Raw genomic sequence first — 25,381 nt, 5'->3', positions numbered from 1 at the left:
CTACTCGCGAACACGATGGACTTTTAGTGGTGCGAAAGAATCTTTATAGGATGTTCTAAAAATCCACTCCTGCACATATGCGTAGAGTCGAACAACTCTCATGAAGTTTACATAAAAGATGCTGTAAGCTGGAATATAAGGCCAAAGGGGAAGTGATTTAACTTTTGGAGTCGCATAAGAGGCTAAAGCAAAGGTAATTGTATCGAGCGCAATTAATACAACCTGGGCCCCAGCCAAAATAAACCAGGCATTTTCGCCATAACGCACGAATAGCCAGATTAAATAGACTGGTAAAGCTATTGCGGCAATAACATTGAAAACCAGGAATTCATATTGGTGAAAAAACTCTTTTAGCTGCATTCCTTGGCGGAACGGATTAATAAAATGCAGGTACTTGCGATAGCGAAGACGAATAGCATCCCGCTCCCACCTAAAGCGCTGGCGCATTAGAACGGTGATGCTGGTGGGAACATCGGTATAACAAATCGCCTCAGGTGCAAACTCCACTTTCCAACCGTAATCCCGCAAACGAAAGGTGATATCTAAGTCTTCTCCTCCGCCGGCATCAAAGCCGCCAATTTGATTCATTGCGGATACCCTAAAAGCACTGAAGGCACCGGAGGCACAACACATTTGGTCGAGCATCGCTAGAGAGTGTCGCCCCAAGCAAATACTGATTACATATTCAATGGCCTGGAATGAGCTGAGTATATTTTCTGTGGAGTTTCGGACAATTACATTACCTGAAACCACGCCAACCCTGGGATCGGCAAAGCCTTGCATTACATATTTCATAGCGTGGCGATCGAAGGTGCAGTCGCAATCAATTGAGGCGATAAAGTCGCCTGTTGAAAATCTCTGTCCTAAATTAAGGGCTGAGGCCTTGCCTCCACGCAGTTCTGTTGCATGAGCGCCATCCAAGCGACCTTTATTTTGCAGGTAGTGAATATCGTCCCGGGTTTTATCTGTGGAGCCATCGCTAATCGCGATCACTTCATAGGGGATATAGCTCTGTTCCTGTAATCGCTCGCCACATTTTTCAATAGAATTTTCCTCGTTGTGGCCGGCGATTACCGCTGTGAGTCTGCCTAAAGACTCTATATCTTCTTCAAATTCAGGTTTGGAGGCGAAAAAAAATACAGAGGTAAAAAACGACATTAAATATCTGGGGAACTCCAGCACCACGACAATCCAAAACATTGTAAAGAGGGTGGCGTAGCTCTGAGTGGCAAAGAAAGTAATTCCATCATCGATCATTTCCCACATTTAGGTCTGCTCCTGAATAGGCGAATACAGGCCCCGGCTATTGCTGTTACTTATCTGTGATGTGGTAGTGATCTTATTTGGAGAACAGCGAGTGTCTTGCGGCACTTCGCTTGGGTGGACTAGGGGGCGAGCATGGAAGGCTGGTCTTACGCTTGGCTTCCAATCACTGGTAAGGGCTATCAGCTCACTACTTGTAAAGGCTAAGCCCAATTTTGATACCCCCTGACTTTGGCCCTTTATGCTATAGAGCCTGTAAAAGAGACCTTGGCTCAACCAGAGGGGCAGCCATAAGTCTTCCTAGAAGGAAATGCTATCTCTGAGACTGTCAGTATAGTCCACGGTGGTTTGAGGTGTCGGGCAATGCTGAACCCCAGAGCCAGCAGGGGCTCTGGGTTGATTTATTCGCTGCTATTAGGAAGGGGGAATTCGGAGGCGGCGGTTCAGCCTTTATCGAACCTCAAGGTCCAGGTTGTATTGAGCAACCACACGACCTATATAGCCCAGTTTTAGAAACGTCGCACTAATCACCATAAAGATATGTCCTGCGACTTGCGCGGGAATGGAAAACAGGTGTGATAGGGGGTAGCAAATAACAATTGTCAGAATCAGCAGGGGAACTGACAGAAGCAGCGTAAAGTTACCGGCTTTTAGCAGAAGCTTGAAACGCTCACGCAGTAAGGGGTTTTCCGTATTCAGCATATCGGCCTCAGGTTCAAACGGCGTCAATCTATCTTTAGCAACTGCTATGCCAAATATAAATACCAATAAAAACAAGGATTTACGGCTTATTCTTGGTGTTTGTGTGTCAAATTGACCTTTATGGTTGCTGTGTCATAATGACTCTAAAAGGTCTTTTGGACTGATTTGGCTATGGTAGATACCAACGCAACCTTACTGCTCGAAGTGGCTCTGGACCTGGCTAACAGCCTTAACAACAGCGATCGCTTTGAGCGCCTGCTGTCTACTATCCGCAAAGCGATCAAATGCGATGCCGTTGCCTTGCTTGGGCTCAACGGCGATACACTCACCCCTCTCGCAGTCCAAGGGCTTGCCCGACGGACTCTGGGGCGGCGATTCCTGATTGATGAGCATCCACGGCTAGCGCAAATCTGCGCCTCGGAACACCCGGTCCGCTTCCCCTCTGACTGTCAGCTACCAGATCCCTTCGATGGTTTGCTGTTGGATAGGGAGGGAGATCTTCCCGTGCACTCTTGTATGGGCTTGCCTCTTTATTCAGATAACCATCTGATTGGTCTGGTAACAGTGGATAGCATGTCTGCGGATGCCTATGCCCGAATCAGTGATCGAACCCTGGAGCTGATAGCCGCGCTGTCTGCGGCCACTTTACGCACAGCTTTAGAGCTAAAGGCCCTGTCACACTCCGCTGAGCATGCCGAGCAATTGGTGAAAGACCTGACCCAGCAGGCTCTGGAGCGAGATGGAGGTGAATTAATTGGTGAGAGCGCGGAAATGCAGTCCCTGCGCAGTGAGATAGAGCTCGTGGCTGGGTCGGATTACAACGTGCTGATTCTCGGTGAAACGGGAGTGGGGAAAGAGCTGGTGGCCCGTACCGTCCACAGGTTGTCGACTCGCAAGGAGAAGCCCTTAGTCTATCTGAATTGCGCTTCCCTGACTGAAACCCTGGCGGAAGCTGAACTTTTTGGCCATTCAAAAGGGGCCTTCACTGGCGCAGATCGCGAGAGGCCCGGCAAATTTTTACTGGCGAACGGCGGCACTATTTTCCTGGATGAGGTTGGCGAGTTACCGCTTGTGGTGCAGAGCAAGCTGTTGCGTGTATTGCAAAGTGGTGAGATTCAGCCGGTAGGTAAGGATACGGTACAGCATGTAGATGTTCGTATTGTAGCGGCGACTAATAGGGATTTACGCAAAGGGATTGAAAACGGTACTTTCCGAGCTGATCTCTACCACCGCCTCTCTGTATATCCCCTTGAAGTCCCACCGCTATGCCAGAGGGGTAATGATGTCCTGCTGTTGGCAGACTACTTCTTGGAGCGCTCCCGCAGGAAGCTGGGTTTTCGTCAGTTGCGTCTCAGTTCAGAGGCCACCAATAAGCTACAGCGATACGCTTGGCCGGGTAATGTTCGCGAGCTGGAACATATTATCAGCCGCGCAGCCCTTAGGGCCCGCAAAGGTAGCTCTCCAGAAGCTATTGTTGCCATTACTACAGCACAAATTGAAATTCCCGATGATCTGGTTATTCAGAAGGCTCCGCAGAAACCGGTAGAGTCGCTGTCTGAGGCTATTGATTTAAGGGTGGAAACGGAAAACTATCAGCGCGAACTTATTGGGCGTGCCCTGGCTGAGACCGATGGGAACTGGAGTAAAGCGGCCAAATTACTATCCGTAGACCGAGGGAACTTGGTGCGTCTCGCTAAAAGATTGGGTGTTTACATCAAGAAAGAGGTAGTTCGAAGTAAGTAACCTATATGAAGCAAGGAGTTGCAATGTTGATTAGCGATAAAGGATTACGGTTTTCGCTGGTTGTAGGGGTAATTTCCCTGACTATCGGCTTACTGGCATTTGCGTATAACTGGAAAATTATTGGTGGGGGATGGCCGTATTTCGGTACATTTTTATTTCCAGGCAATCTTGTACTGTCATTCTTCTCTGAAGAAATAGATTTCTGGCCAAAGTTTGCGCTGCAGATGAGTGGCCAGTTTCTAGTTCCTTTTTTGGTTGCACGCGGTATTATCAAATTCAAAGATTGGTTGAGGTCACAGCTTTAGGTTTGTGATTTTGCTCGTTGCACTTCTTTCGTTAGGGTAAGCAATGAACGCGGCGCTAAAAAAATTCCACTTCTATTTCTAATCTTTATCTCCATTTTTTGGGGATTATACTATAGCTCTAACGGCCCCCCTAAATGATTACGGTCGCGCTAATTACGAGTGGTTGCTACTGATAGATGGCCTTATTATTTTACCTATTCTGTGTTTAATTTGTTCCGAAAATAAGCGGGACGCACTGCTAAAAATACTGGTCTTTGGGAGCCTGGTAGTATTGGTTGGAAGTTACATTATCCCTAATCAAAGTAAAGTCCTTTGGCCATACCTGGAGATGGGGAGATGCTTGCTATTGGCAGGTTTGGTTATAGTTGAAGTGACGGCTATAGCTACAATGTGTTCGGCAATTGGGGCGGCAACTATCAACCATGACGATCCTGATATCGCAATACGCTCGTCAGTGGAGAAATATACCGGTGGGGGAGTGTTAGCACAAATATTGGAGTTCGAGGCCCGTGTTTGGATGTTCACGTTCCTTGGTCATCGCATTGACCCAAGCCAATATCATGGGAGTAAGCATTTTAGTTATCATTTGAAGGCTGGAGCAAAAACTACTGCTCTCGGATTCATTTTTATTATTTTATTCGAACTGCCAATAGTACATCTCCTTTTACACTTTATTTGGTCGCCAATGGCAGCAAATATTATCAGCTTTTTAACTCTGTTTGGGCTTCTATTTTTGGTTGCTGAATATAGGTCAATGGGGCGTAGACCAATATCTCTTAATAATGACTACCTCATAGTAAGGTTTGGCCTCTTTAATCAGAAGAATGTTTGTCTAAGTGATATCCATTCTATTACCCAAAGCTCTGGTTACGTTCCAAGGTCGAAAGCTGTAAAACGATTTAACTTTTCCGGTAATCCAAATATTCTTATCGAACTAAACAGGCAAGTTGGGCAGGTAAGACGGATTTATATTGGAGTTGATCAGCCGGCGGAATTAATCAGTGCTGTGATCAATGCTAAGAATAACTTAGAGGTGCCGCTCTCCAGCACTGACTAACTTGAGTAGGATTGATTATTTTCTCATCACTCGGAGCCCATTAAAGACTACTAACAAACTGGTCCCCATATCGGCAAAAACAGCCATCCACATGGTTGCCTCGCCGGCAAAAGCAAGCACTAGAAAGACCGCTTTTATGCCCAGCGCCAAGATAATGTTCTGCCAAAGAATGTGGGCAGTTGAACGAGATAGTTGGATAAAGGTGGCGATCTTGCCCAGATTGTCGTCCATCAGGGCCACATCAGCGGTTTCTATCGCTGTGTCGGTTCCCGTTGCTCCCATCGCAAACCCGATATCAGCACGGGCCAAGGCGGGGGCATCGTTAATGCCATCGCCAACCATGCCAACCTGGCCCTTTCCAGACAAGGCCTCCACCATGCGCAGCTTATCTTCCGGTAATAGGTTGCCTTCAGCCCGGTCTATGCCAACTTGTTTGGCAATAGCATCTACTGTGTGTTGGTTGTCCCCGGAAAGCATCAGTGTTTTCACGCCCAACTTGTGGAGGCTTTCAATGGCGTGCTGACTCGATTCCTTCACGGTATCGGCGACGGCAAATATTGCCAATATGGAGTTTCCCCGGGTCAGTATCACAACAGTTTTCCCTTCTTCCTCAAGGGCTCCCAATTCTCGCTCCAGATCGACGGAGCAAATGCCCAATTCTTCAATAAGTCGGTGGTTACCCAGGTAGCACTGATCCCCGTGAATCCTACCCCTGACACCGCGCCCGGCCAGGGCTTCAAAAGTATCCACTTCATGCAGACGTCCGTGGGGAATTTGAGCAAAACCCAATACGGCCTTGGATACCGGATGATCGGAGTGTTCGGCAAGGCTTGCCGCCAGAATTTGTACCTCTTCCGCGGGCATTGGCGCTATCACTTTAAAATCCGTGACGGTTGGCAGGCCATGGGTGATGGTTCCTGTCTTGTCCAATGCCAACCAGCGAAGGTGGCGCCCTTGCTCAAGGTAGGCCCCGCCTTTAACAAGGATTCCGTGGCGGGTGGCCGATGCCAGGCCGCTTACGATGGTGACAGGAGTTGCGATCACCAGTGCGCAGGGGCAGGCGATTACCAGTAACACGAGTGCGCGATAGATCCATTCCATCCAGCTGCCGGCAAAAAGCAGCGGCGGTATTACCGCAGTAGCCAGTGCCACTGCAAATACCAGGGGCGTATACCAGCGGGCGAATTGGTCGACAAAGCGCTGGGTTGGTGCGCGACTACCTTGTGCGGCTTCCACCGCATGAATGATTCGGGCGAGCAGATTATCGTTGGCAGCTGCCGTAGATTGGTATTCGAGTACCCCGGATTCGTTGATACTGCCGGCGAAAAGTTCATCTCCAGGGCCTTTGTCTACCGGAAGGCTCTCCCCGGTAATTGGGGCCTGGTTTACTGCTGAATTGCCGCGTATTACCTCCCCATCAAGAGCGATACGTTCGCCGGGGCGCACCCGAATGGTTGTGCCAACCGGAACAGTCTTGGCTGACATGGAAGCCCACTCGCCATCTGGCCCCTGTACAGTGGCGGTTTCCGGGGCCAGGTCCATCAACTCCCGAATCGCATTGCGGGCACGATCCAGGGATTTGGCTTCAATTAATTCTGCCAGGGTGAATAACACCATCACCATTGCCGCTTCGGGCCAATGACCGATAAGCAGGGCGCCGGTGACCGCGATGGACATCAGCGCGTTCATATTCAGGTTGCGATTGCTGAGTGCAATCCAGCCCTTTTTGTAGGTCGTGAGTCCGCCGCCAGCGATAGCGGCCAGGGCCAGTATCATTACCAGCCAATTGTTCCCCCCCTGTAACCAGAATACGACCTCGGAGGCAATTGCCGCCAAACCGGCAGCGCCCAATAACCACCAGTTTGCATGGGTGGTAGGTGGCGCGGAATCGATGTCATCTTCGGTGGCCAGGCGTGCGTCCAGGTCAAGAGGGGTCAGAGTGTTGAGGATCTTGCTCTCCATACCGGGCGCGTGGCGCACCTGTAGGATTCGCTGCACCAGGTTAAAGTCCAGCTGGTAAATTCCCTGCATGCCAGAGAGCTTGGCGCGTATCAACCCTTCTTCAGTGGGGCAGTCCATCTTGCTGATGGAGAACAGGGACAGGTCACCTTTGTCGCTGTTGTTATTGGTGTTTTGAATCGGCGTCATGGTTGCGGCTTGGGTTGCCTCGCTGCAGCCACAGCTGGAATCGCGCTTGACCATTATTCACTCTCGGATAGATCAGTCAGTGAGCCAGTATTACAATCCCTCTAGTAACTATAGAGTCAAGAGGGAGTGGCATGGCTTACAAAATTGGTGAAGCTGCCAGGAGAGTGGGCTGCAAAGTGGAAACGGTTCGTTACTACGAGCAGGCAGGGCTACTGCCAGAGCCCGCTCGCTCAGAGGGTAATTTCCGGCTCTATTCAGAGTCTCACCTGGAACAACTGCGTTTTATTCGCCACTGTCGTTCTCTGGATATCCCCCTCGAGGATATTCGCAACCTGTTGAGATTAAAAGAGGCTCCATCGCAAAGCTGCACTGATATTGATAGCGTGGTTGATGATCAAATTCAACGAGTCGAAAAACAACTGGAATCGCTCAAGCAGTTGCGAAAAAGCTTGGTAGATTTACGCAATCGATGTGAGGGTGGCCAGGCAATTAATGCCTGTGACATTATGCGGGAGCTGACAGATTGTAGCTGTCATGGCCATCCGGCAAATAATAATGAGTGTTAGTCGTAAATTTTGGGCCTTGTTTTGAGTAAGTGGCGTATAACTTTTATCGTATTATTTTGTATTGGTTTGTTGTTGGCCGTATGGGCATTTATCGTTGAGCCTGCAAGTTTCCGAATTAATGAAGATGATATTGTCGTAGATACCTGGCCAAAGGAATGTAACGGGCTAAGGGTCGCGATACTTGCTGACCTGCATGTAGGTTCCCCTTACAAGGGGCGGAAGAGCTTACAAAACCTGGTTGAGACTGTTAATAAAAGCCAACCCGACCTTATTCTCCTACCCGGTGACTTTGTTATTCAGGGGGTTGTTGGAGGTAAATTCGTTCCGCCGGAGGATGCAGCGGGAATTCTTAAAGAACTCAAGGCCCCGATGGGGGTGTTTGCCGTATTGGGAAATCATGATTGGTGGCTTGATGCAGCGCGGGTTGAGCAATCCCTTGAAAACCAGGGAATTTCAGTGCTTGAGGATAAGTCAGTAAGTCTGGTTAGTAGCGTATGTAAATTACGACTAGTGGGAATCAGTGATTTTTGGGAGGGGCCTCACGATGTTAAAAAAGCAATGCAGGGGATAGATGAAGGTGAGACGATATTGGCCTTCACTCATAATCCGGATATTTTCCCCGAACTGCCTGCGGAGCTGTCATTGACTATCGCCGGGCATACTCACGGGGGCCAGGTCTACTTGCCGTTTATTGGGCGGCCCATAGTACCTTCAAGTTACGGGCAGCGTTTTGCTATTGGGCATATTGTTGAAGGTGATAAACACCTCTATGTAAGCCCTGGGGTAGGGACCAGTATTTTGCCAGTACGTTTCCTGGTGCCACCAGAAGTAACTGTATTATCCATATTTGGTCCTTGAGGTTTGATCTCTCAATGATGGATTTGGGTAGGTGGTTTGGTAGGAATGGAGCGGGGACCTTCACATATAATTCCAGCCCAGATAAGAAATATCGGGTTGATACGATGATAACAGTCAAACGAAAAGTACTGTTCGGGGATTGTGATCCCGAGGGAATCGTATACACCCCAAGGTTCTCATCGTTTGCACTTGAGGCAACTCATGATGCAATGGCTGTTCTGCTTGAAGGGCCTGCTATCGCCAGAATGAAACAACTGGGTTTTCTTACACCTGTAAGAGCTTTTAACCTGGAATTTCTATCCCCTGTAACCTGGGATCAAGAATTAAGTATCCATGTTTCTGTTGCGGATATTGGTAATCACTCTTTTACGTTTCAAACGAAAGGCTTTTTGGATAATGGGATACTAGCGTTCACCGCCAATATTACCTATGTCACCCTGTCATCCCCTGAAAAGCTAAAGACCCCATTACCTGGCTATCTTAGAGAGGCCCTGCTGCGCGTCAGTTAGCTGCCAATTCATTGGCAAGTTATTAGAGTAGGGTGCTTCCTAATTATCTTTTTGAAAGACCGTTGTCGGAATTCCCTTAGCACCAGCGTAAAAAATGATAAGTGTCGCCGGCTTGTCGCCTTCATTGCGCCCAAAATGCCACATATCGGTGACTTCAACGTAGGCTTTCCCCTCATCCAAAGTTAGGCTTTTACCCTGGTCAACGAGGGTAACTTTTAAAATGCCTTCGGCAACATAGACGCTATTAGGTACGGGGTGTTTGTGCACTGGTAGCCGTGCGCCGGGCTCAATTGTCACACGCACCACAGAGAGCTCTGGCTGCCCCTCTGGATATTGGGGTAGGGTATCTCCGGCCCAATCCTTGGTCGCTTCTACCAGTGTGTCAAATTTTACCCCCTGCATATTTTCCTGTAGATAACCCACCAAGGGGAGCAGTAGCAATAATACTAGGGCAGCCATAGGCTTCCAGGTGTTCATGGGCTGATTCCTTATCGCTCTAAGTAAGCAGCCGTCGCCATACCGCCGGCAGTGCAGACACCAATAATTGCCCGATGGGCGTCGCGCCGGCCCAGTTCTAACAGGGTTGAACCCAGATAGCGGATGCCCGACATACCGTAGGGGTGGCCGAGCGCAATAGCACCGCCATTAACATTGGTAATGTCCCAAGGGGTTTTGAGTTCAGCTTGGTTGTATAGGGTGGTTACGGCAAAAGCCTCATGTAGCTCCCAAAGGTCAATCATATCCTGGGTGAGTTGGTGGCGCTTCATAAGGCGACTGACCGCTGGCGCTACCGCAATACTCATCTCTTTTGGCGCTACCGCTCCCAGCTGCATACCGCGAAACAGCCCCAGAATAGGCAGGTTTCTCTGCGCTGCCAGTTCAGCATCCATCATGACGACCGCTGCGGCCCCATCGGATAATTGGGACGCATTACCGGGAGTTATCGTCCCCCCCGTGTTTACGGGCTCCAGCGCAGAGAGGGCTTCCATGGTTGTGCCGGGGCGGGGGCCTTCATCTTCTGACAAGGTGACTTTCAGGCGATTAGTTTCGCCACTCTCCTTATCTTTCACTGCCATTACTGTATCAAACGGCGTGATTTCCTCGGCAAACTTTCCGGCCTTTTGAGCTTCGGCAACACGCTTTTGTGATTCAACCACATAGCGATCCTGGTCTTCGCGACTGATGTTGTATTGATCGGCGACATAGTCGGCCGTTTGGATCATGGTCCACCAAACTGCCGGCACTTTCTTTTGCAAGGGCTCATAGACAAAATGGTTCAGGTTCAAGTTGAACTGCACCAGGCTGATACTCTCGACGCCACCGGCCACCCCAATTTGCATTTCGCCTGCGGCAATACGGTTGGCCACAATAGAAGCCGCGTTGAGGCCAGAGCCGCAGTAGCGATTTATAGTAAACCCTGGCACTTGAGACCCAAAGCCGGCAAATAGTGCCGCGTTGCGCGCGACATTGTGCCCAGTAGCCCCCTCGGGTAAGCCGCACCCCAACACAACGTCTTCCACTTCCTGTGGCGTTAAACCCGCCTTATAAACCACCTCCCTCAGGACATGGGCAGCCATAGAAATACCGTGAGTTTCATTCAGCGCACCCCGCCTGGCTTTGGCAATGGCAGTTCGGCAATAGGCAACAACGGCGACATCTCTCATGGGTGTAGCTCACACGATCGGGGAGGGGATGTGTTTACATTAGATCAGATAGAGGGGCTTGCAGGAGGGAGGTGAGTTTGGAGCTGCTTTCAAGCGTAACCGCTCCAACGGGAGGGGTTGTTTTGGGCTAGATTCTCCTCAATTTTGGCAGCTAACACGTTGAGGGAGCCTGTAGTACCCATGATAATCTGCCATTCACAAAATAATAGTATGGCATCACAGTATTCTTCATGCGGAAACTTCCCTCGACTAACTTGCTGGTAACCTTTGATGCGGCCGCTCGGCACCTAAGCTTCAAGGACGCTGCACAAGAGCTTCATGTAACACCCTCCGCTGTTGGGCACCAGATACGAACGCTGGAGGCGGAGTTGCAAGCCAAGCTATTTATTCGTTTCAATCGAACTATTGAACTTACGGGTGTTGGTAGGGAATACCATCTGAAAATTGCCAAGGCACTGGAAGTGATTCGACGGGCAACTTTGGATTTACTTGCGCGGGATCAAAGTAAAACACTTACCATCCACAGTATTCCATTTCTGACCAATACAGTACTCGTCCCAAATATCAAATCCTTTAAAGCGCTATACCCCACAGTGTGTATTAGTATTGAGTCTCAAATCGCCCGCGCCAGCATAGACCCTGGCGAGCTGCAGGTTGCTATACGTTATGACAAGGAGTCGAATGATGATTTGTGTTACCGGGAGATCTCAAGGGTGCGAATTTCACCGGTTTGCGCGCCGGGTTACTTGAAGAGCGATCGAGCAAATCAGATCCAATTGTCTACAGATAAGCTGGGTTGGCAAAGATGGTCGGCAGATTGGGGCTTATCAGTTGAATTCAATGAGACGCTGACTTGTGATGGCTTACAACCCGTACTCGAGATGGCCGAGCAAGGGTTGGGAGTCGCAATGGGATACTTTCCCGCACTAACGCCTAAAGTCAGATCTGGAGAGCTTGAACTACTCTACCCTGAAAAATTCAGTGAGCTGGCTCCTTTGTATCTTGTCTTTAGCAAGTCATTGGAGGGTAACGAAATTATTGAAGGATTTGTTCGCTGGTTTATAGAAGTTGTCCATTCCCTAGAAGGTTAATCACCTAGCTTTATTTTCCCAGACAAGATTTTCTTGCCTGAGCCTAAGGAAAAACCCATTTGCCGCAGTGTTGTCACTTCCCTAGGATTATCTGATTGAGTATCTAAAGTAATCAGGTGGCCAGAGTATGATATCGGCAGTTATAGATGGCTTTGTGCCGAGTTTGCTTAAAAGTCAAACCCTTAAAGGGTACGCAGCTCACTCAAGAGATGGTATTCAGTTTATGGATTTGGGCTCTTGTGTGATTCGCTATCGAAAGATAGGGCGAGGCAGCCGTGTAATTGTTTTTGAAGCAGATCCGCCAGTTGTTATTGAGCATTATGACTATCTTGTAAGCCAAGTTCCAAGTGATTTCACCGTTGTAATATTTGAACCACCTGGCTTTGGTTTTTCCATTCCTTCAACGAGTCTTGATTATAACTTTGCATCTTTGGTTAGCCTTACCGAGGTGTTTTTACAAAACCTTGCCCTTGGATGTGTGACGCTTGTTGCTCCATGCGTACTCGGCTTTGGAGCAATTGCACTTGCATACAAGCGCCCAGATTTGCTTGACCACATAGTGCTATCTCAAGTACCGAGCTGGGGAGAAATGTTGAGATGGAAGGAGGGGAGAGATCCACGAGGATTGCTGAGCAAGCCAATTTTAAGTCAGCTGTTGCTAAAAGCTCTGAAACGTAAGCGAACACTTGCCTGGTTTGAAGCTGCGCTAGGGAGGAGTGAGCTAATCACACCGTTTAATGAATTGGCCCAACAAGCCTACCAACATGGAGCAACTTTTAATCTGGCGTCAGCTTTTCAACGATTATTAGTCGGCGAATCTCCTTTGCAGGGTACTCTTTTCTCCAAACCCTTAACAGTGAGAGCCTTATTTCTTTGGGGGGAGCGGGACCTTTCTCATAAATGTACTTGTAAGTATTCAAGTTTGAATATGATCCCGGAGGCCTCTCTACTACGCATAGCAGAAGCTGGACATTTCCCTGAGCTGGAGGCTCCGGATGTGGTGCTGGGTCCTCTCATAAATTTTGTATTAGACCAAGATATGGAGGTCTCAAGTAATGATTGAAGAATGTCGAATAGTAACTCAGGATGGCCTATCTCTCGGGGCTACGCTATTTTCACCAAAAGGTCTGCCTAAAGCGGGGGTAATCATAAATTCGGCTACTGCGGTCAAGCAGGGCTATTATGCTGAATTTGCAAAATTCCTGGCTAAGAATGGCTACTTGGTAGTGACCTATGACTATCGAGGTATAGGTAAGTCTGCGGTTGCCAATCAACGAGACTCTCGACTATCTATGAGCTCGTGGGGAGAGTACGATTTGGCCGCTGTTATCGATTGGTCTACTAGCCAATACAAAACGCTAACCTGGCATTGTGTGGGGCATAGTGTAGGGGGCCAAATTATTGGCTTCGCAGATAACAATACCCAACTTGCTAGTGTCTACTGTGTATCCTCCCAAAGCGGGTATTGGGGTCACTGGGGATTGCGTCAGAGGCCCAAAATATTGTTTGCATGGTTCGCTATGATTCCGCTCTTATCAAATATTTTGGGGCAGGTTCCAGGCCTTTTCCTCGGAGGTGAGAGTTTACCCGCAGGTATTGCTCGGCAGTGGGCCTACTGGGGGCGCCATAAAGACTATATTGTCGACCAGAGAGGTAGGCCCGTACGAGATGGCTTCTCCCGTCTAGAGTGCAATATGAAGTTTCTATACATAGATGATGATATAGATTTTGCTCCACTGCAGGCTGTGAAGGCTCTCAAGGCGTTCTATTGTAATGCAAATACTGAAATACAGATTGTGAATGCTAAAGCCGTGGATACAAAGCCAATAGGTCATTTTGGTTTCTTCAAGGCGCGCTACGAAGATAGTTTGTGGAAGGACACTTTAGGTTGGTTGAATGCTGCGGCTTGAGCATCTAGGGGGACCATTTCTATTTTGATTTGGAAGTCGCCCCACTCGTCATACTATTTACTCTTCTGTATCAGGTCCTGCTGGTTAGTCTTGGGTGTTCTTCTTAGAGTGGGTTTTGATGACTGAAAAACCTAAATTTGCGAAGGAAAATACAGTGCGTGCGGGACAATATAGGCATAGATGCCGGCTGAAAGCTTATAAACACCTATTTACAGCGCGTTTTGAGACCACTGTATTCTCCCGTCCTTTTCAGTTGCGAAAGAGTTGCCGTTAATGGTCGTTAAGAATCTAAAGAAAGTAATTGCCGTACTTTTGACTGCGCTCTATTGTGGCCAGCCCTCAAGCGGTATGGCTTATCGTGATAGGGCATTTATAGTTGAGAGCAGAAATGTAAATGAAACACCAGAATACTTAATGGAAATAGGTCTTTCCAATAGTGTATTGCCTAGACCAACTGACTGTTGGTCAGGTGAAAATACATGTAATTACCATGGGGTTAATGCGAGCAGATGTGCACCAGAAGGAATCTCCCAGTGGATTCTTACTATGAACGATACGAATAGGGCTAATGAAAGTAGCTCTAGTGTTGCGGTACATGGTAATTCAAAAATAAAAAACTACAGGCTTTTTGAACTTCATTCAAAATACAAGGGTGAAGATGTAAGGTGCCTTAAAAAATTTAAATATATGTGTCCTGCATATGTTATTTATTACACAGATGCCCAGCGAGAGGGGACGAAACTATCGGTGATGGACGGGAAGATTTATGACTCTACTGGTGAGCTTTTTGATACTAGGCGTGCACAACAGGCAGAAGATTATAATGGTAGAGCCGCTATCTATGTTATGGATAAGAATGGGAATATATATTCAAGTTACTTTTACCCAAAGCCAGTCTTTGCTCATTCGACGTTTCTGGCAGGAGATAGTGTTGCAGCAGCGGGTGAGATCGTGGCGGAGGGTGGAAAGATAGTTTTCGTTAACACTTGTTCTGGTCATTATCGGCCTACTCCAGTTGCCATTGATCAACTTCGTGCCCAGTTATTGTTGTTAGGTTATAGGGGGCCGAGCTTTACTACTTCCACTGATTGTAAATGGCAAAGACAGTTATCTATTGATTAAGCTAATCCAAAAACAATTTTGAAATTGCACTTAAATTAGGTCAAGCATTAAATCAAAGAATGTAATCATTCTAGGTTGGAGAGAAGTTTCTTCGGTCATTATCTGTGAGTGAGCTAGCTGGTGACTACTCCAGCCTGCTTGACTGCATACAACAGTCATAGCATTACCTATCAAGTATTAACTTTCATTAGGTGATAAGACGTTTTGTAAGTTGTGCCTTAACAAAAATCTTATTCCTGTAGAGAGGTTGCAGGTATTTATCGGTGATTTCAAAAGGTTTGTCTTTGGCGGGGTATTTACAAGCTCTCAATGCTCCTCTGGACTCATATATTTATTTGTTAAATTCCAGCAGTAGCTCAGTTAAAACTCAAAAAGTTCAATTTGGCAGTATTGGCAGTTCGATTGGTGAAGTTTTGTTCACTGTAAGGCTAATTATTTTTATTAACTAATAGAATCGATTATAGCCCTAAGGTATATTCCGCCCACTCAAAATTATGTGGATGGAAGGGTAGTAGGGATGAGCATTTTACGGGCAGTAACCATTCTTTGGCTTATGATGGTTTCAGTATATGCACATTCAGCTTCAACAGTTAGGATTTCATCCAGCACATCAACTGGAAGCTTTACGCTTAGCTGGGATGCTCACCCCGATGCAGAATTTTCATACAAGATTGTTGAAAGCCACAATGGCTCTGATACTACTTATTCAGTAAGTGCGAGCACCCACTCCAAAAGCTTCACAAAATATGAAAATGGCACTTATACATATCAAGTATATGCCAGGGGCGAATACTATAACCCTCTTTTAGGTGAGCATTTTCCGAAAGATTACTCTGCTGGAAATCCCGTTTCTGTAGTTGTTACCATACCAAAGCCGGGGACTCCCGGATCAATTAGCGTCCCTTCCTCAACTGACACAGATGGTTCATATAGCGTTAGCTGGACTTCGTCGAGTGGAATTGTTGACTATTATCAGTACCGACAGTCAAAAAATAGCAGTTGGGGCAGTTGGGTTGGAATGGGCTCAAGTAGATCCAAATCCTTTAGTGGTATGGATGATGGAACTTATAAATATCAGGCTAGAGGTTGTAACGAGTCCGGGTGCGGCAGCAGCAAAACCAGTAGTTCTTTTTCTGTACTAAAAAAGCCCGGTACCCCCAGCTCTATAAGTGCTCCCAGTGGGTATAACACTTCAGGGTCTTACAATGTTACATGGGGAACAAGCTCGGGGACTGTTGAATATTACCAATATCGACAGCAGAAAGGGGGAAGTTGGGGAAGCTGGTCTAGCAATGGCACTAGTCGCACCAAATCTTTTTCTGGGCAGGCCGAAGAACAATACCAATATCAGGTGAGAGCTTGTAATGCCACAGGCTGTAGTAGCTCCAAAACCAGTGGATCTTTTTCTGTACTCTATCTGCCCAGCGCGGTTAGCGGGCTCTCTCCCTCCACGACACAAGTGACTTCCAGTGTGACCCTAAGCTGGAATCCACCTGCTAGTGGATCTTTTGATGAATATAAAATCGAACAAAAATTTAACAGTGGCTCATGGTCTGAGGCAGAGAGAGTAGGTTCTGGAACCACGCAAGAAACACTGGACACTGATTTCTCGGGTAGTCTTTCCTATCGAGTATCAGCCTGTAACGCTGCAGGTTGCGGCAGTGTTTCAAATACAATCACAGTAGAAGCAAAGTATATTATGGTTAACCCTTCGTCATCGGAGGGAAATTATACTGTCAGCTGGGCAGTCCACCCGAATGTTAAGTTTAGCTACAAAGTTATTGAAACATTCAATAATGTAGAAACTGAATATTCGGAGGATACAATTGTTCTCTCAAAAACCTTTAGTAAAACTAGAAATGGTACTTACGACTATCAAGTATATGCAATAGGTGAAACCTATGATTCGTCACTTGCTGAATTTGTCAGAAAGGAATATTCACTGGGCTACCCGGTATCAGTAACGGTTACAGTTCCTTTACCTGGGGCACCAAGCTCGATTACGGTGCCGTCTTCAACTGATACTGATGGTGCATTCAGTATTAGCTGGGGAGTAGCCAGTGGCATCGTGAACTACTATCAGTATCGCCAATCACAGAATGGCACCTGGGGTAACTGGGTTGATGTGGGTACAGATAGGTCTAACTCCTTCACGGGAATTGGAGACGGTACATATATATACCAGGTTCGGGCTTGTAATGACTCTGGGTGTGGCAGCAGTAAAACCAGTAGTTCCTTTAATGTGCTGAAAATACCGGGAGTGACTGACTCGATTAGTGTGCCGAGTGCCTACAATACCAGTGGCTCTTACACTGTCGAGTGGGAAGTGGCTTCTGGTACTGTTGCTCATTATGAATATCGGCAGCAAAAAGATGGCAGCTGGGGAAGCTGGATAAACAACGGTACAAGTCGTTCAAAGGAATTTAGCGGACAAGAAGAGGCGCAATACCAGTATCAGGTAAAAGCCTGTAATGACACGGGGTGTGGTAGCGCTAAAACAAGTGCAGCATTTTCTGTGCTCCATTTGCCCAGTGCAGTTAGCGGGCTTTCTTCCTCTGCGCCACAAGTCACATCCAGTGTGACATTGAACTGGAATCCACCTACCAGTGGTTCTTTCGATGAGTATAAAATTGAAGAAAAGTATGGCAGTGATTCTTGGTCTGAACGAGAAAGAGTAGACATTGGGATTACTCAGGATGTACTGAGTATTGTTAAGTCAGGAAGCTATTCTTACCGCGTGTCAGCTTGTAATGCCGCAGGATGTGGCGGTGTTTCAAATATTGTCACTGTAACTTCTACAGACATAATGGTGGAACCATCACCATCAGAAGGAAATTACACGCTTCGCTGGTTGCCTGTGAATGAAGATCATGGGCATAACTTTATAATAACTGAGACATATAGCGGAGTTTCTAACGAAACTTCGGCAAGTAAGGTTTCAAGAAGTAAAGACTACGTAAAAATCAAAAATGGCACTTATCACTATCAGATAAAACAACTTGTTGATGTCAGTGGTGACGGCTCTGAATTTGATTATTTTGATGTTGGTTCAATAGATGTTGAGGTGACATTACCGCTTCCAACGACGGTGGAACTCAGCGTTAGCGCCACAAAAAAATGGCAAAATGAATCAGTTACCGCGTCATACACTCCTTTAACGAATGTACATGTTGATTCCTATGAGCTTCAGTATAAGAGCACAGGCGGCTGGACCTCTATCAACAATGGGGACTCCGTAACCTTATCCAACTCAGGGACATACACCTTCCAGGTTCGTGCTCGCAATGACTCCGGCCCCGGCCCTTGGAGTCAGGTTGATGTTGAGGTCTATGAAAAACCTGAGGCTCCAGAGCTGTTTGTAAATCATATCGGTAAAGATGGCGAAGTTGAGCTGTGGTGGGGTGAGGCTGCCGGTGATTCTGACTACTTCAAGCTTATCAGCTCCACTGATACTAACTTTGCAGACCCAGGCCCCCTAAGTGGAAATAGCCATACCTTGTCTGGTGCCTCTAATGGATACCAGAAGTACCAGTTGGCCGCCTGCCTTTCTGATATGAATGATTATTGCTCGGCGTTTTCCGATGAAGTGATGGCTTATATCTTTGACTTCGATGCCTCTGAAGAAAACCTGGCCGCACTGGCAGCTGCTACCCAAGATAGCACCTTCAGTATCCTATCTGATGAGAGTGTTGCCATTTGGGAGGGCAATATCTCTGTTAATGGTGGTGCGGTAAATTACAGTTTCCCTGTCGCATTGCCCCCAGGCAGAAATGGTATGGCGCCTGGACTTAGCGCGAGCTATAGCAGCCAGTCCGGGCATGGCAATCTCGGCTTTGGTTGGTCAATAGGTACTGGTGGTGCGGTGAGCCGTTGCCAGAAAACCTTTGCAGTTGACGGTAAGTCAACACCTGTTCAGTTTGATTCCAGCGATAAGCTCTGTCTTAACGGCCAGCGCTTGATTTTGGTATCGGGTTCGTATGGGCAATCTGGGGCTGTTTATGCCACTGAAATCTATGATGGCAGTAAGATTACTCAAAAGGGGGGAGCAATAAGTTCAAGTTCCTCATACTTTGAAGTAGAGACGAAAAACAACCAAATTCTGACGTTTGGTGGAGGCAATAATGCGGTATTTGTTCCCAGTGGCATTTCGGTTCCTATGGCTTGGAAGCAGGCTTGGCAAGAAGATGCTTTTGGTAACAACATTGCCTGGAAGTACCAAACGATCAGCGGTGAGCACCGTTTGGATGCAATTTATTACACTGGCTACCAAGGAACTTATGGTAGTAGGGAAGTAGATTTTATCTATGAAACTGCCAACCGTTACCGCAACCAGTTTGTTCGCGGAGGAGAGGTTGTAAGCGCAAGCCGCCTTGAGAAATTAAGAATTTACATTGATGGAGTGGCTGGCCACGAATATCGCTTTGATTATGCTAATGATAGTGCGATTGATCGCCTTGTTAGCTTGAGTTACTGCCCGACCAGCTCAAATTGTACGGTGAATGATATTGAATGGGGGCAGGAAGAGTCCCTGTTAGGCTCGGATATTCCCGCCGTTGATATTGAGCCGAACTTTGTTGAGCACGAAGATGGCCTGGCTACCCAGGCCGTGGGTGGACGGGATTTTGATGGCGATGGCCTATTTGATATCTGGGCACGGGATCAGGGAATCTACCTTTCCTCTGAGCAACAGTGGGTAGACTATCCGGAAATTAATGATCTTAAGAGTTTGTCCAACCAGTTTGATGAATCCCGTATCGATATCAATCTGGATGGCCGTGATGATTTACTGTTTACCACCAGTGATAAAAAACTGAAGTACGCAACCTGGGATTCCAACAGCTCCAGCTTTAAGGTTATTGATACGGGCATTCAGTCCCAGTGTGAATACGCAGTAGCGATTCCCGCTAACCCTGCGGCACGGGCAATGGCCAATTTCTGTGAAAGTGCAGCGTCTGACATCGATGGCGACGGTGCCATCGATATTCTAATGCCGGATGAGAAGCTCAGTAGTTTCAAATATACCTATAACCTCTATCGAAACGTATCTGGCAATTTGGTAAAGCAGGCTCAATTTGAAGCGGGAGCCCACGGTGCCATTAGTATGCGGGACCTGGACGGCGACGGTGTTAAGGACGTTCTTGTTAATGCCTCTCTGTTAAAGTCAGATAATAAAATTTACTGGTATAAAGTCACTGACAGTAATGGAAGCTGGTCTGTCAGTGCAGAGCGCACGACCACAGTATCTGGCCTGGTTGGAGATCGTTACTCTGATGGCCGCACCACCATTAAATGGGCAGATGTAAATGGAGACGGCCTCCAGGACCTTTTGGCCTTAAGCTCGCCCAATAACCTTGAGTACGAATGGTATTACGCCCTCAATAAAGGGGATGGCACCTTTACCAGTTTTACCAGTACCGGCTTGGAGGAATTTGCCTCTATACGAACGATGGCTGGTAACACATCCAACGGTGCCTACTCCTGGAACCACCTGGCTTTTGCCGTTGACATCAACCACGATGGTATTGAAGACTTAATGGCACCGAGCGGTATCGCGGCTAAAGCCCTGTGTGATAACGGCGCCTACGAAAATAATCCCTGCAACATTGATACGGAGCTTGAAGCGGCGCCCGTACAGTACGATGTCCACGAGTGGTCTGCCTATATCGCCACCTATGACGAGAATGGCCTCAGCTATACCGAGCAGAATCTTGGTATTCAATCTCACCAGGAAAATCTATTCCAGGCAGATGTGAATGGCGATGGGGTAACGGATTACGGTGCCTATCTCGGTGCCAGCGGCAAGACTTATACATACCGTGGCCCAACTCCCGGCGTGTATCTGTATCTTGGTAATCGCAGCCAGCATGACCTGGTGACCGGGATCAAATTGGCCGGTGAGCGTATCGAACGGCACCGCATCAACTACGCCACCCTGGTATCGCAACACGATACCGGCGAGCGCATCTATACCCCCAATGCCGAGACCCAATCGCACCCCTATACCAACTTTATTAACGGCATGCGGATCGTTAAAAGTGTGGCATCCGACAATGGTATTGGTGGTTTTAATGAAGAGCGCTACACCTATAAGGGCGCCGTCGCACATCTGGAGGGCAGGGGCTTTGCCGGCTTCCGGGAAATTGCCCGCGAGGAAATGACCACCGGCAACCGGGATATAAGTACCTTCTATCAGGCATTCCCCTATACCGGCATACTGGAAAGCCGCCAGCAGTACAGTGGCGATGATATTCTGTTCTTCGATTACCAGGTCGACAGTAAAAAATATAGCTTTGGCCAGCCCAGTGGCACCTATCTGCCACGCACTACTGGCGACACCACCAAAGAATATGAAATCGTGGATAATGGCCTTGCCGCTACTGTCACCAACACCAGTGACTACGACAGCCTGGGCAATCAGGTTGAAGCGATACTTGTAGAAGTGGACCCCTACGGCCGATCAAGCCAAACCACCACCAGCGAATTTTCTACTTCAGCTAGCTGTCGCAACACCCCGGTTTATACCCAGGTGGTTAGCCAGCGCAATAATTACGATGTGGGGGTTGGTAGCCTTAACACAACAGATCAGGATGTTCGCAGTGATTTTAGCAGCTTCGAAAACTGTGCGCCCAAACGCACCGAAATTACCGCCAGTGGCAGTACCCTTACCAAAGCGGTAGTACTGAGCTTTGATCAATACGGCAATGTATTAAGCTCCACCAAGCAGGGTGGCAGTGACGCAAACCGGGTTGCTACCAACGTTTACGACTCCGAAGGTTATTTTGTTGAATCGACGTACAACAACGAATGGGGTAGTGGCACAAGGAGCTATCAAACCACCAACCCCTGGTTTGGTACTGTAGTTTCGACCATCGACCCCCTGAATCGCCAAGCGGATACCACGCTGAACGACTTTGGCCAACCGCTCACGGTCACCTCCGATGCGGCCCCCACCACCCAAAGCCGTCGCTCTTGGTGTGATGCCTCCTGTCCGCAGAATGCCCTGCAAAAATCCGTCACCTGGAGTCTGGGCAGCCCACCGGTAACCGAATACCTGGACAGCCTCGGCCGCACCCTTCGCACTGAAACCCTGGGCTTCGATGGACGCACTGTGGTTGCCAGTAAAGCGTACGATCAGCGCGGCAATTTGGTTCGTACGGAAGAACCGCACTACGATGGCGCCACTACTACCTATGAAACCTGGTCTGAGTTTGACGATATGAACCGGGCCGGAAAGCACGAGCGCTACAGCAACCCGCTCAGCTTTACCACCACCTACACCTATAGCCGCACAGGGGTAGCCGTCGATGTCGTTAATGGTGATGGGGCCAGTCTCTCCATGTTTAAGGCTTTTGCCGCGAACAAAAAGCTGGTCTACACCCAAGACGCCAAAGGCGGCAAGACCTACTACCGCTACGATGGTGCCGGCCGATTGGTGTCTTTAGTCGACGCAGCAACTAATGATATTCGCTACGAATACAACGGCTTCGGTGAAGTTACCGCCGTGGACGACCCCAACAGCGGCCGCAGCAGCTTCGAATACAACGCCTTCGGCGAGCGTATTGTCAGCACCGATGCCAATAACCGCATCACCGACACCTTTTATGACAAGCTCGGCCGGGTTACCGGCACGGTCAACAATGGCGATACCATTGCCAAGCTGTACGACCAGAATGGCCACTACGGGCTCTTAACCACCGAAGCCCGCAACGAAGAGTACATCCGCCTGTTTGAATACCAGTCGGGCACTTATCATCCGACGGCTACTTACACGGTGATTGACGAAGCCAAGGCCTTCCTGGAAAAAACCGCCTGGGATACCACTTACCACCGGCCCACCGTCACCCGTGCCGCCGATGGGGAAATCTTCCGCAGCCGCTATAACAACCGCGGCTACGCGTACCAGCACCAACACTATCAAGCGGATCAAAGCTGGGTCACCACCTGGACGCTGACCGACGCTACCGCCAGCGGTGCCCCGGTGATCCAACAGTTTATGGGCGGTATTGAGCAGAAGATCAACCGCTATGCCGGCAGCGATATCATCGATGGTATCTGTGCCGGCGGTGTTAATTGCCTGCAATCGGAACAGATCCAATCCATTGACTACCGCCACAACGCCTGGGGCAGCGTTACCGGTGAAGCCCACCAGCACAACGGCTTGGATTACGCCTACAGCTACGACACGCTACACCGCCTGGAAAGCCAGACTGTTACATCCAGTGACTACCCCCAGTACGACCGCAGCGTAAACTACACCTACGACGCCGTCGGTAATCTCACTTCAAAAAGCGACTACGCCACCAGTCTGAGCTACGGCAATAGTGCCAGAAGTGCCGGCGGCAATGCCGGTCCCCACGCGGTACGTCAAGTCACCACCACTGATGGCCAAAGCCACAGCCTGGTTTACGACAACGCCGGCAACCTGATTACCGGCATCGATGGCCTTAGTGTGGGATACGACAACTACAACCAAGCCAATCGTATCGAACGCAATGGCATAGTGACTGAGTACTTCTACGGCACCGGTATCGATGCCTATAAGAAGGTTGAGACAGAAGGGAGCAACGTTACCACCACGCTCTATATCGGCAATTACGAAGAGATCACCACCAGCAGCTCCACCAAAAAGCGCACGACCCACGGTGGCTACTTAGTAATTACCCGTGAAAACGACACCATAGAGCAGAGCATCCTACTGCAAGACCGCCTCGGCAGTATCACCACCATTGTCGATGCGAACTTGCAACCCGGAGATAGTGATTTTGTACGGCAGTTCCGCAGCTACGACCCCTTCGGCCAAAGTCGGGACTTCCAAGGGCAGGACCACTTGGATAGCTTTACCACAACGGATCAGGGTTTCACTGGCCACCGCCACCTGAACGACCAAAAGCTGATTCATATGCGCGGCAGGGTGTATGATTACCAGCTTGGCCGGTTCCTCTCACCAGACCCGGTTATTTTGGACCCACAGGATAGCCAGAGCCTGAATGCCTACAGCTATGTGATGAATAATCCATTGGCTGCGACTGATCCTACGGGTTATGTGGAAAATAAAGGTGATACGGGGCAAAAGCACAATGGGCGCTCTAAGAGTGAGGATGATCCTACTACTGAGAGTGGGCAGAGAGCATTAAAAAGTCAGAAAAAGAGAAGAGGTCCCCCGAGCCATAACACTGCGGCGAGTAGGATTGATCGCAGTAAAGGGCAGAAAACTGATGTATCAGGTAGTGGGGGCAGTATATCGGTCTCCTCTATAACCGTAGGGCAAGAGGCTATTACTAGTGCAGGTGAGGGTAGCCGCAGTGGAGGGGCAAGTGAGGAGAGTCAGGCTGATGGGCAGAGTAGCGGGGGGGATGTAACTGCTGCTAATCAGTCTCAACCTGAGGGAGGTGCTTCTGCTGTTGCCGATTCAGGTGATGGTACACAAGAGGGGCCGACCGGTAATTTTTCTCCGGTGCCAGGAACCTATTTTGATGAAAATGGTGATCCAGTTACTGTTGAAGTCGGGCCGTTTGGTAATACAGTCAGCGTAGATGGTACGACAGCCTATGATTTTGACTCTAATACTGGGACGTTAATTAATCCGATAGCGACCGGTGCGGGAAAACCTGTTTTTTGGGAAGCTGTAATTATTCCTTTTTTAAGGGCTTATCAGGCGCCCAAATATGTATACCACTTTACGTCTTCGACAGCTGCTGCTTCGATTACCTCGTCAGGGGTGATTAATGCATCGAGGGGTCTATATGGTACGGGAGTGTATGCGACAAGATGGAATAGTGCGTTCTTAGCAAGATTGCAAGGTGCGCAAAGTACACAGGTTGTTTTTAGACTCCCTGCTGCGGGCTTTAGGCGAACTCCATTTCCAGGAACGTTTAGATCTCCAAGTTCAGTTAAGGTGCCCTGATGGATAATGTGATTCTAGCTAGATTACTGATACCTGTATTTACTTTGGTAATTGGCATTAGTGGTCAGTATTTAATGTTTTACGAAGCGGGAATGACTTTTTTTACAGTTGTGTCAAAGATGTATTTTTTATGGGTGTTATATCTATTTTTAGGAATGCTGTCTTCAGAGCATTTTTTGCGATTGATGAAAAAATGCGAAAATAATTAACTTTTAAAAAAGTCCTGCTGGTAACCCCGGCGGGGCTTTTTATTTAACTGATCTAAAATTATTCAGGAAGGAGATTATTCAGGGCACCCATAAGTTGAGGGAGAGGTGCTAGCTGAGATGAAGATGCCTCCTTGACGGATTTTTCTTCTTTGATTGTTCAAATTCAGGACACCCATAGACTAAGGTATGTGTCAAAGCACCTCGATAATCACCTTCACTCCATGGTTATGTGGCTATGGCCTCAAAAAGGTGGCTCGGAAGCGTCAATAGTGAGTGTTGGAGTACTTTGGATATGTTGAATATCTAGGTGGGCAAAAATCAGCTCACTGA

At 48.2% G+C, this 25,381-nt stretch carries 16 protein-coding genes; 11 read left to right on the top strand and 5 right to left on the bottom strand.

The annotated features are described in order from the left end of the window. Window positions 1-1,266 carry a glycosyltransferase family 2 protein gene (locus ACYX4J_RS11150; RefSeq protein WP_282932988.1) on the bottom strand — a complete coding sequence of 422 codons (1,266 nt, stop codon included), beginning with the start codon at window positions 1,264-1,266 and terminating at the stop codon, window positions 1-3. A 447-nt stretch (window positions 1,267-1,713) separates the two neighbouring features. After that, window positions 1,714-1,965 (bottom strand): hypothetical protein, encoded by a 252-nt coding sequence (locus ACYX4J_RS11145; RefSeq protein ID WP_444894013.1) that lies wholly within the window; start codon window positions 1,963-1,965, stop codon window positions 1,714-1,716. Window positions 1,966-2,136: 171 nt separating this feature from the next. Here ACYX4J_RS11145 and norR point away from each other — a divergent pair, with 171 nt between their 5' ends. From norR to ACYX4J_RS11130, 3 genes are all read left to right on the top strand, one after another. Continuing rightward, a complete protein-coding gene (gene norR / locus ACYX4J_RS11140; RefSeq protein ID WP_476178638.1) occupies window positions 2,137-3,708 on the top strand; it encodes a nitric oxide reductase transcriptional regulator NorR in 1,572 nt (523 codons plus the stop codon). A 23-nt stretch (window positions 3,709-3,731) separates the two neighbouring features. Beyond that, complete coding sequence (locus ACYX4J_RS11135) at window positions 3,732-4,013, top strand: hypothetical protein (RefSeq protein ID WP_444897468.1); 282 nt, start codon at window positions 3,732-3,734, stop codon at window positions 4,011-4,013. A gap of 346 nt (window positions 4,014-4,359) precedes the next feature. After that, window positions 4,360-5,070, top strand: coding sequence for a hypothetical protein (locus ACYX4J_RS11130; RefSeq protein ID WP_476178637.1), 711 nt, complete (start codon window positions 4,360-4,362; stop codon window positions 5,068-5,070). A 15-nt stretch (window positions 5,071-5,085) separates the two neighbouring features. On the opposite strand, the gene ACYX4J_RS11125 is transcribed toward ACYX4J_RS11130, so the two are convergent. Further along, window positions 5,086-7,272, bottom strand: coding sequence for a heavy metal translocating P-type ATPase (locus ACYX4J_RS11125; RefSeq protein ID WP_476178636.1), 2,187 nt, complete (start codon window positions 7,270-7,272; stop codon window positions 5,086-5,088). A gap of 77 nt (window positions 7,273-7,349) precedes the next feature. On the opposite strand from ACYX4J_RS11125, the gene cadR reads away from it, so the two are divergent. From cadR to ACYX4J_RS11110, 3 genes are all read left to right on the top strand, one after another. After that, window positions 7,350-7,784, top strand: a complete 435-nt coding sequence (gene cadR / locus ACYX4J_RS11120; protein ID WP_444897465.1) for a Cd(II)/Pb(II)-responsive transcriptional regulator — start codon at window positions 7,350-7,352, stop codon at window positions 7,782-7,784. Between the two features lie 21 nt (window positions 7,785-7,805). After that, window positions 7,806-8,642, top strand: coding sequence for a metallophosphoesterase (locus ACYX4J_RS11115; RefSeq protein ID WP_476178635.1), 837 nt, complete (start codon window positions 7,806-7,808; stop codon window positions 8,640-8,642). Between the two features lie 104 nt (window positions 8,643-8,746). Further along, window positions 8,747-9,151, top strand: a complete 405-nt coding sequence (locus ACYX4J_RS11110) for an acyl-CoA thioesterase (protein ID WP_444913153.1) — start codon at window positions 8,747-8,749, stop codon at window positions 9,149-9,151. A 39-nt stretch (window positions 9,152-9,190) separates the two neighbouring features. On the opposite strand, the gene ACYX4J_RS11105 is transcribed toward ACYX4J_RS11110, so the two are convergent. Together ACYX4J_RS11105 and ACYX4J_RS11100 are read right to left on the bottom strand one after the other, a co-directional pair. Next, the gene (locus tag ACYX4J_RS11105) at window positions 9,191-9,628 is read right to left on the bottom strand and encodes a cupin domain-containing protein (protein WP_444957820.1); all 438 of its coding nucleotides are present in this window, start codon (window positions 9,626-9,628) and stop codon (window positions 9,191-9,193) included. Between the two features lie 11 nt (window positions 9,629-9,639). Then, window positions 9,640-10,815 carry a thiolase family protein gene (locus ACYX4J_RS11100; RefSeq protein WP_444908172.1) on the bottom strand — a complete coding sequence of 392 codons (1,176 nt, stop codon included), beginning with the start codon at window positions 10,813-10,815 and terminating at the stop codon, window positions 9,640-9,642. Between the two features lie 230 nt (window positions 10,816-11,045). On the opposite strand from ACYX4J_RS11100, the gene ACYX4J_RS11095 reads away from it, so the two are divergent. The 5 genes from ACYX4J_RS11095 (at window position 11,046) to ACYX4J_RS11075 (ending at window position 24,842) form a co-directional block, all read left to right on the top strand. Then, window positions 11,046-11,906, top strand: coding sequence for a LysR substrate-binding domain-containing protein (locus ACYX4J_RS11095; protein ID WP_476178634.1), 861 nt, complete (start codon window positions 11,046-11,048; stop codon window positions 11,904-11,906). A gap of 127 nt (window positions 11,907-12,033) precedes the next feature. After that, window positions 12,034-12,969 (top strand): alpha/beta fold hydrolase, encoded by a 936-nt coding sequence (locus tag ACYX4J_RS11090; RefSeq protein WP_476178633.1) that lies wholly within the window; start codon window positions 12,034-12,036, stop codon window positions 12,967-12,969. Further along, a complete protein-coding gene (locus ACYX4J_RS11085) occupies window positions 12,962-13,816 on the top strand; it encodes an alpha/beta hydrolase family protein (RefSeq protein WP_476178632.1) in 855 nt (284 codons plus the stop codon). The genes ACYX4J_RS11090 and ACYX4J_RS11085 overlap by 8 nt, the downstream gene beginning before the upstream one ends. 273 nt (window positions 13,817-14,089) lie before the next feature. Then, window positions 14,090-14,938, top strand: coding sequence for a hypothetical protein (locus ACYX4J_RS11080; protein WP_476178631.1), 849 nt, complete (start codon window positions 14,090-14,092; stop codon window positions 14,936-14,938). A 1,018-nt stretch (window positions 14,939-15,956) separates the two neighbouring features. After that, window positions 15,957-24,842, top strand: a complete 8,886-nt coding sequence (locus tag ACYX4J_RS11075; protein WP_476178630.1) for an RHS repeat-associated core domain-containing protein — start codon at window positions 15,957-15,959, stop codon at window positions 24,840-24,842. The last annotated feature ends 539 nt before the right edge of the window (window positions 24,843-25,381 follow it).

The sequence above is a fragment of the Microbulbifer sp. ABM4_008 genome (assembly GCF_056311705.1).
The sequence above is the reverse complement of the archived record's forward strand: the minus strand, read 5'-3'. Positions and strand labels throughout refer to the sequence as shown.

Excerpts from the sequence above, each read along its gene's own strand:
- ACYX4J_RS11135 (WP_444897468.1), top strand. The coding sequence starts at position 3,732 with ATGTTGATTAGCGATAAAGGATTACGGTTTTCGCTGGTTGTAGGGGTA.
- ACYX4J_RS11150 (WP_282932988.1), bottom strand. The coding sequence starts at position 1,266 with ATGTGGGAAATGATCGATGATGGAATTACTTTCTTTGCCACTCAGAGC.
- ACYX4J_RS11100 (WP_444908172.1), bottom strand. The coding sequence starts at position 10,815 with ATGAGAGATGTCGCCGTTGTTGCCTATTGCCGAACTGCCATTGCCAAA.
- ACYX4J_RS11095 (WP_476178634.1), top strand. The coding sequence starts at position 11,046 with ATGCGGAAACTTCCCTCGACTAACTTGCTGGTAACCTTTGATGCGGCC.
- ACYX4J_RS11125 (WP_476178636.1), bottom strand. The coding sequence starts at position 7,272 with ATGGTCAAGCGCGATTCCAGCTGTGGCTGCAGCGAGGCAACCCAAGCC.
- ACYX4J_RS11085 (WP_476178632.1), top strand. The coding sequence starts at position 12,962 with ATGATTGAAGAATGTCGAATAGTAACTCAGGATGGCCTATCTCTCGGG.
- ACYX4J_RS11110 (WP_444913153.1), top strand. The coding sequence starts at position 8,747 with ATGATAACAGTCAAACGAAAAGTACTGTTCGGGGATTGTGATCCCGAG.
- ACYX4J_RS11145 (WP_444894013.1), bottom strand. The coding sequence starts at position 1,965 with ATGCTGAATACGGAAAACCCCTTACTGCGTGAGCGTTTCAAGCTTCTG.
- ACYX4J_RS11075 (WP_476178630.1), top strand. The coding sequence starts at position 15,957 with ATGGGCTCAAGTAGATCCAAATCCTTTAGTGGTATGGATGATGGAACT.
- ACYX4J_RS11105 (WP_444957820.1), bottom strand. The coding sequence starts at position 9,628 with ATGAACACCTGGAAGCCTATGGCTGCCCTAGTATTATTGCTACTGCTC.
- ACYX4J_RS11090 (WP_476178633.1), top strand. The coding sequence starts at position 12,034 with ATGATATCGGCAGTTATAGATGGCTTTGTGCCGAGTTTGCTTAAAAGT.
- ACYX4J_RS11080 (WP_476178631.1), top strand. The coding sequence starts at position 14,090 with ATGGTCGTTAAGAATCTAAAGAAAGTAATTGCCGTACTTTTGACTGCG.
- norR (WP_476178638.1), top strand. The coding sequence starts at position 2,137 with ATGGTAGATACCAACGCAACCTTACTGCTCGAAGTGGCTCTGGACCTG.
- cadR (WP_444897465.1), top strand. The coding sequence starts at position 7,350 with ATGGCTTACAAAATTGGTGAAGCTGCCAGGAGAGTGGGCTGCAAAGTG.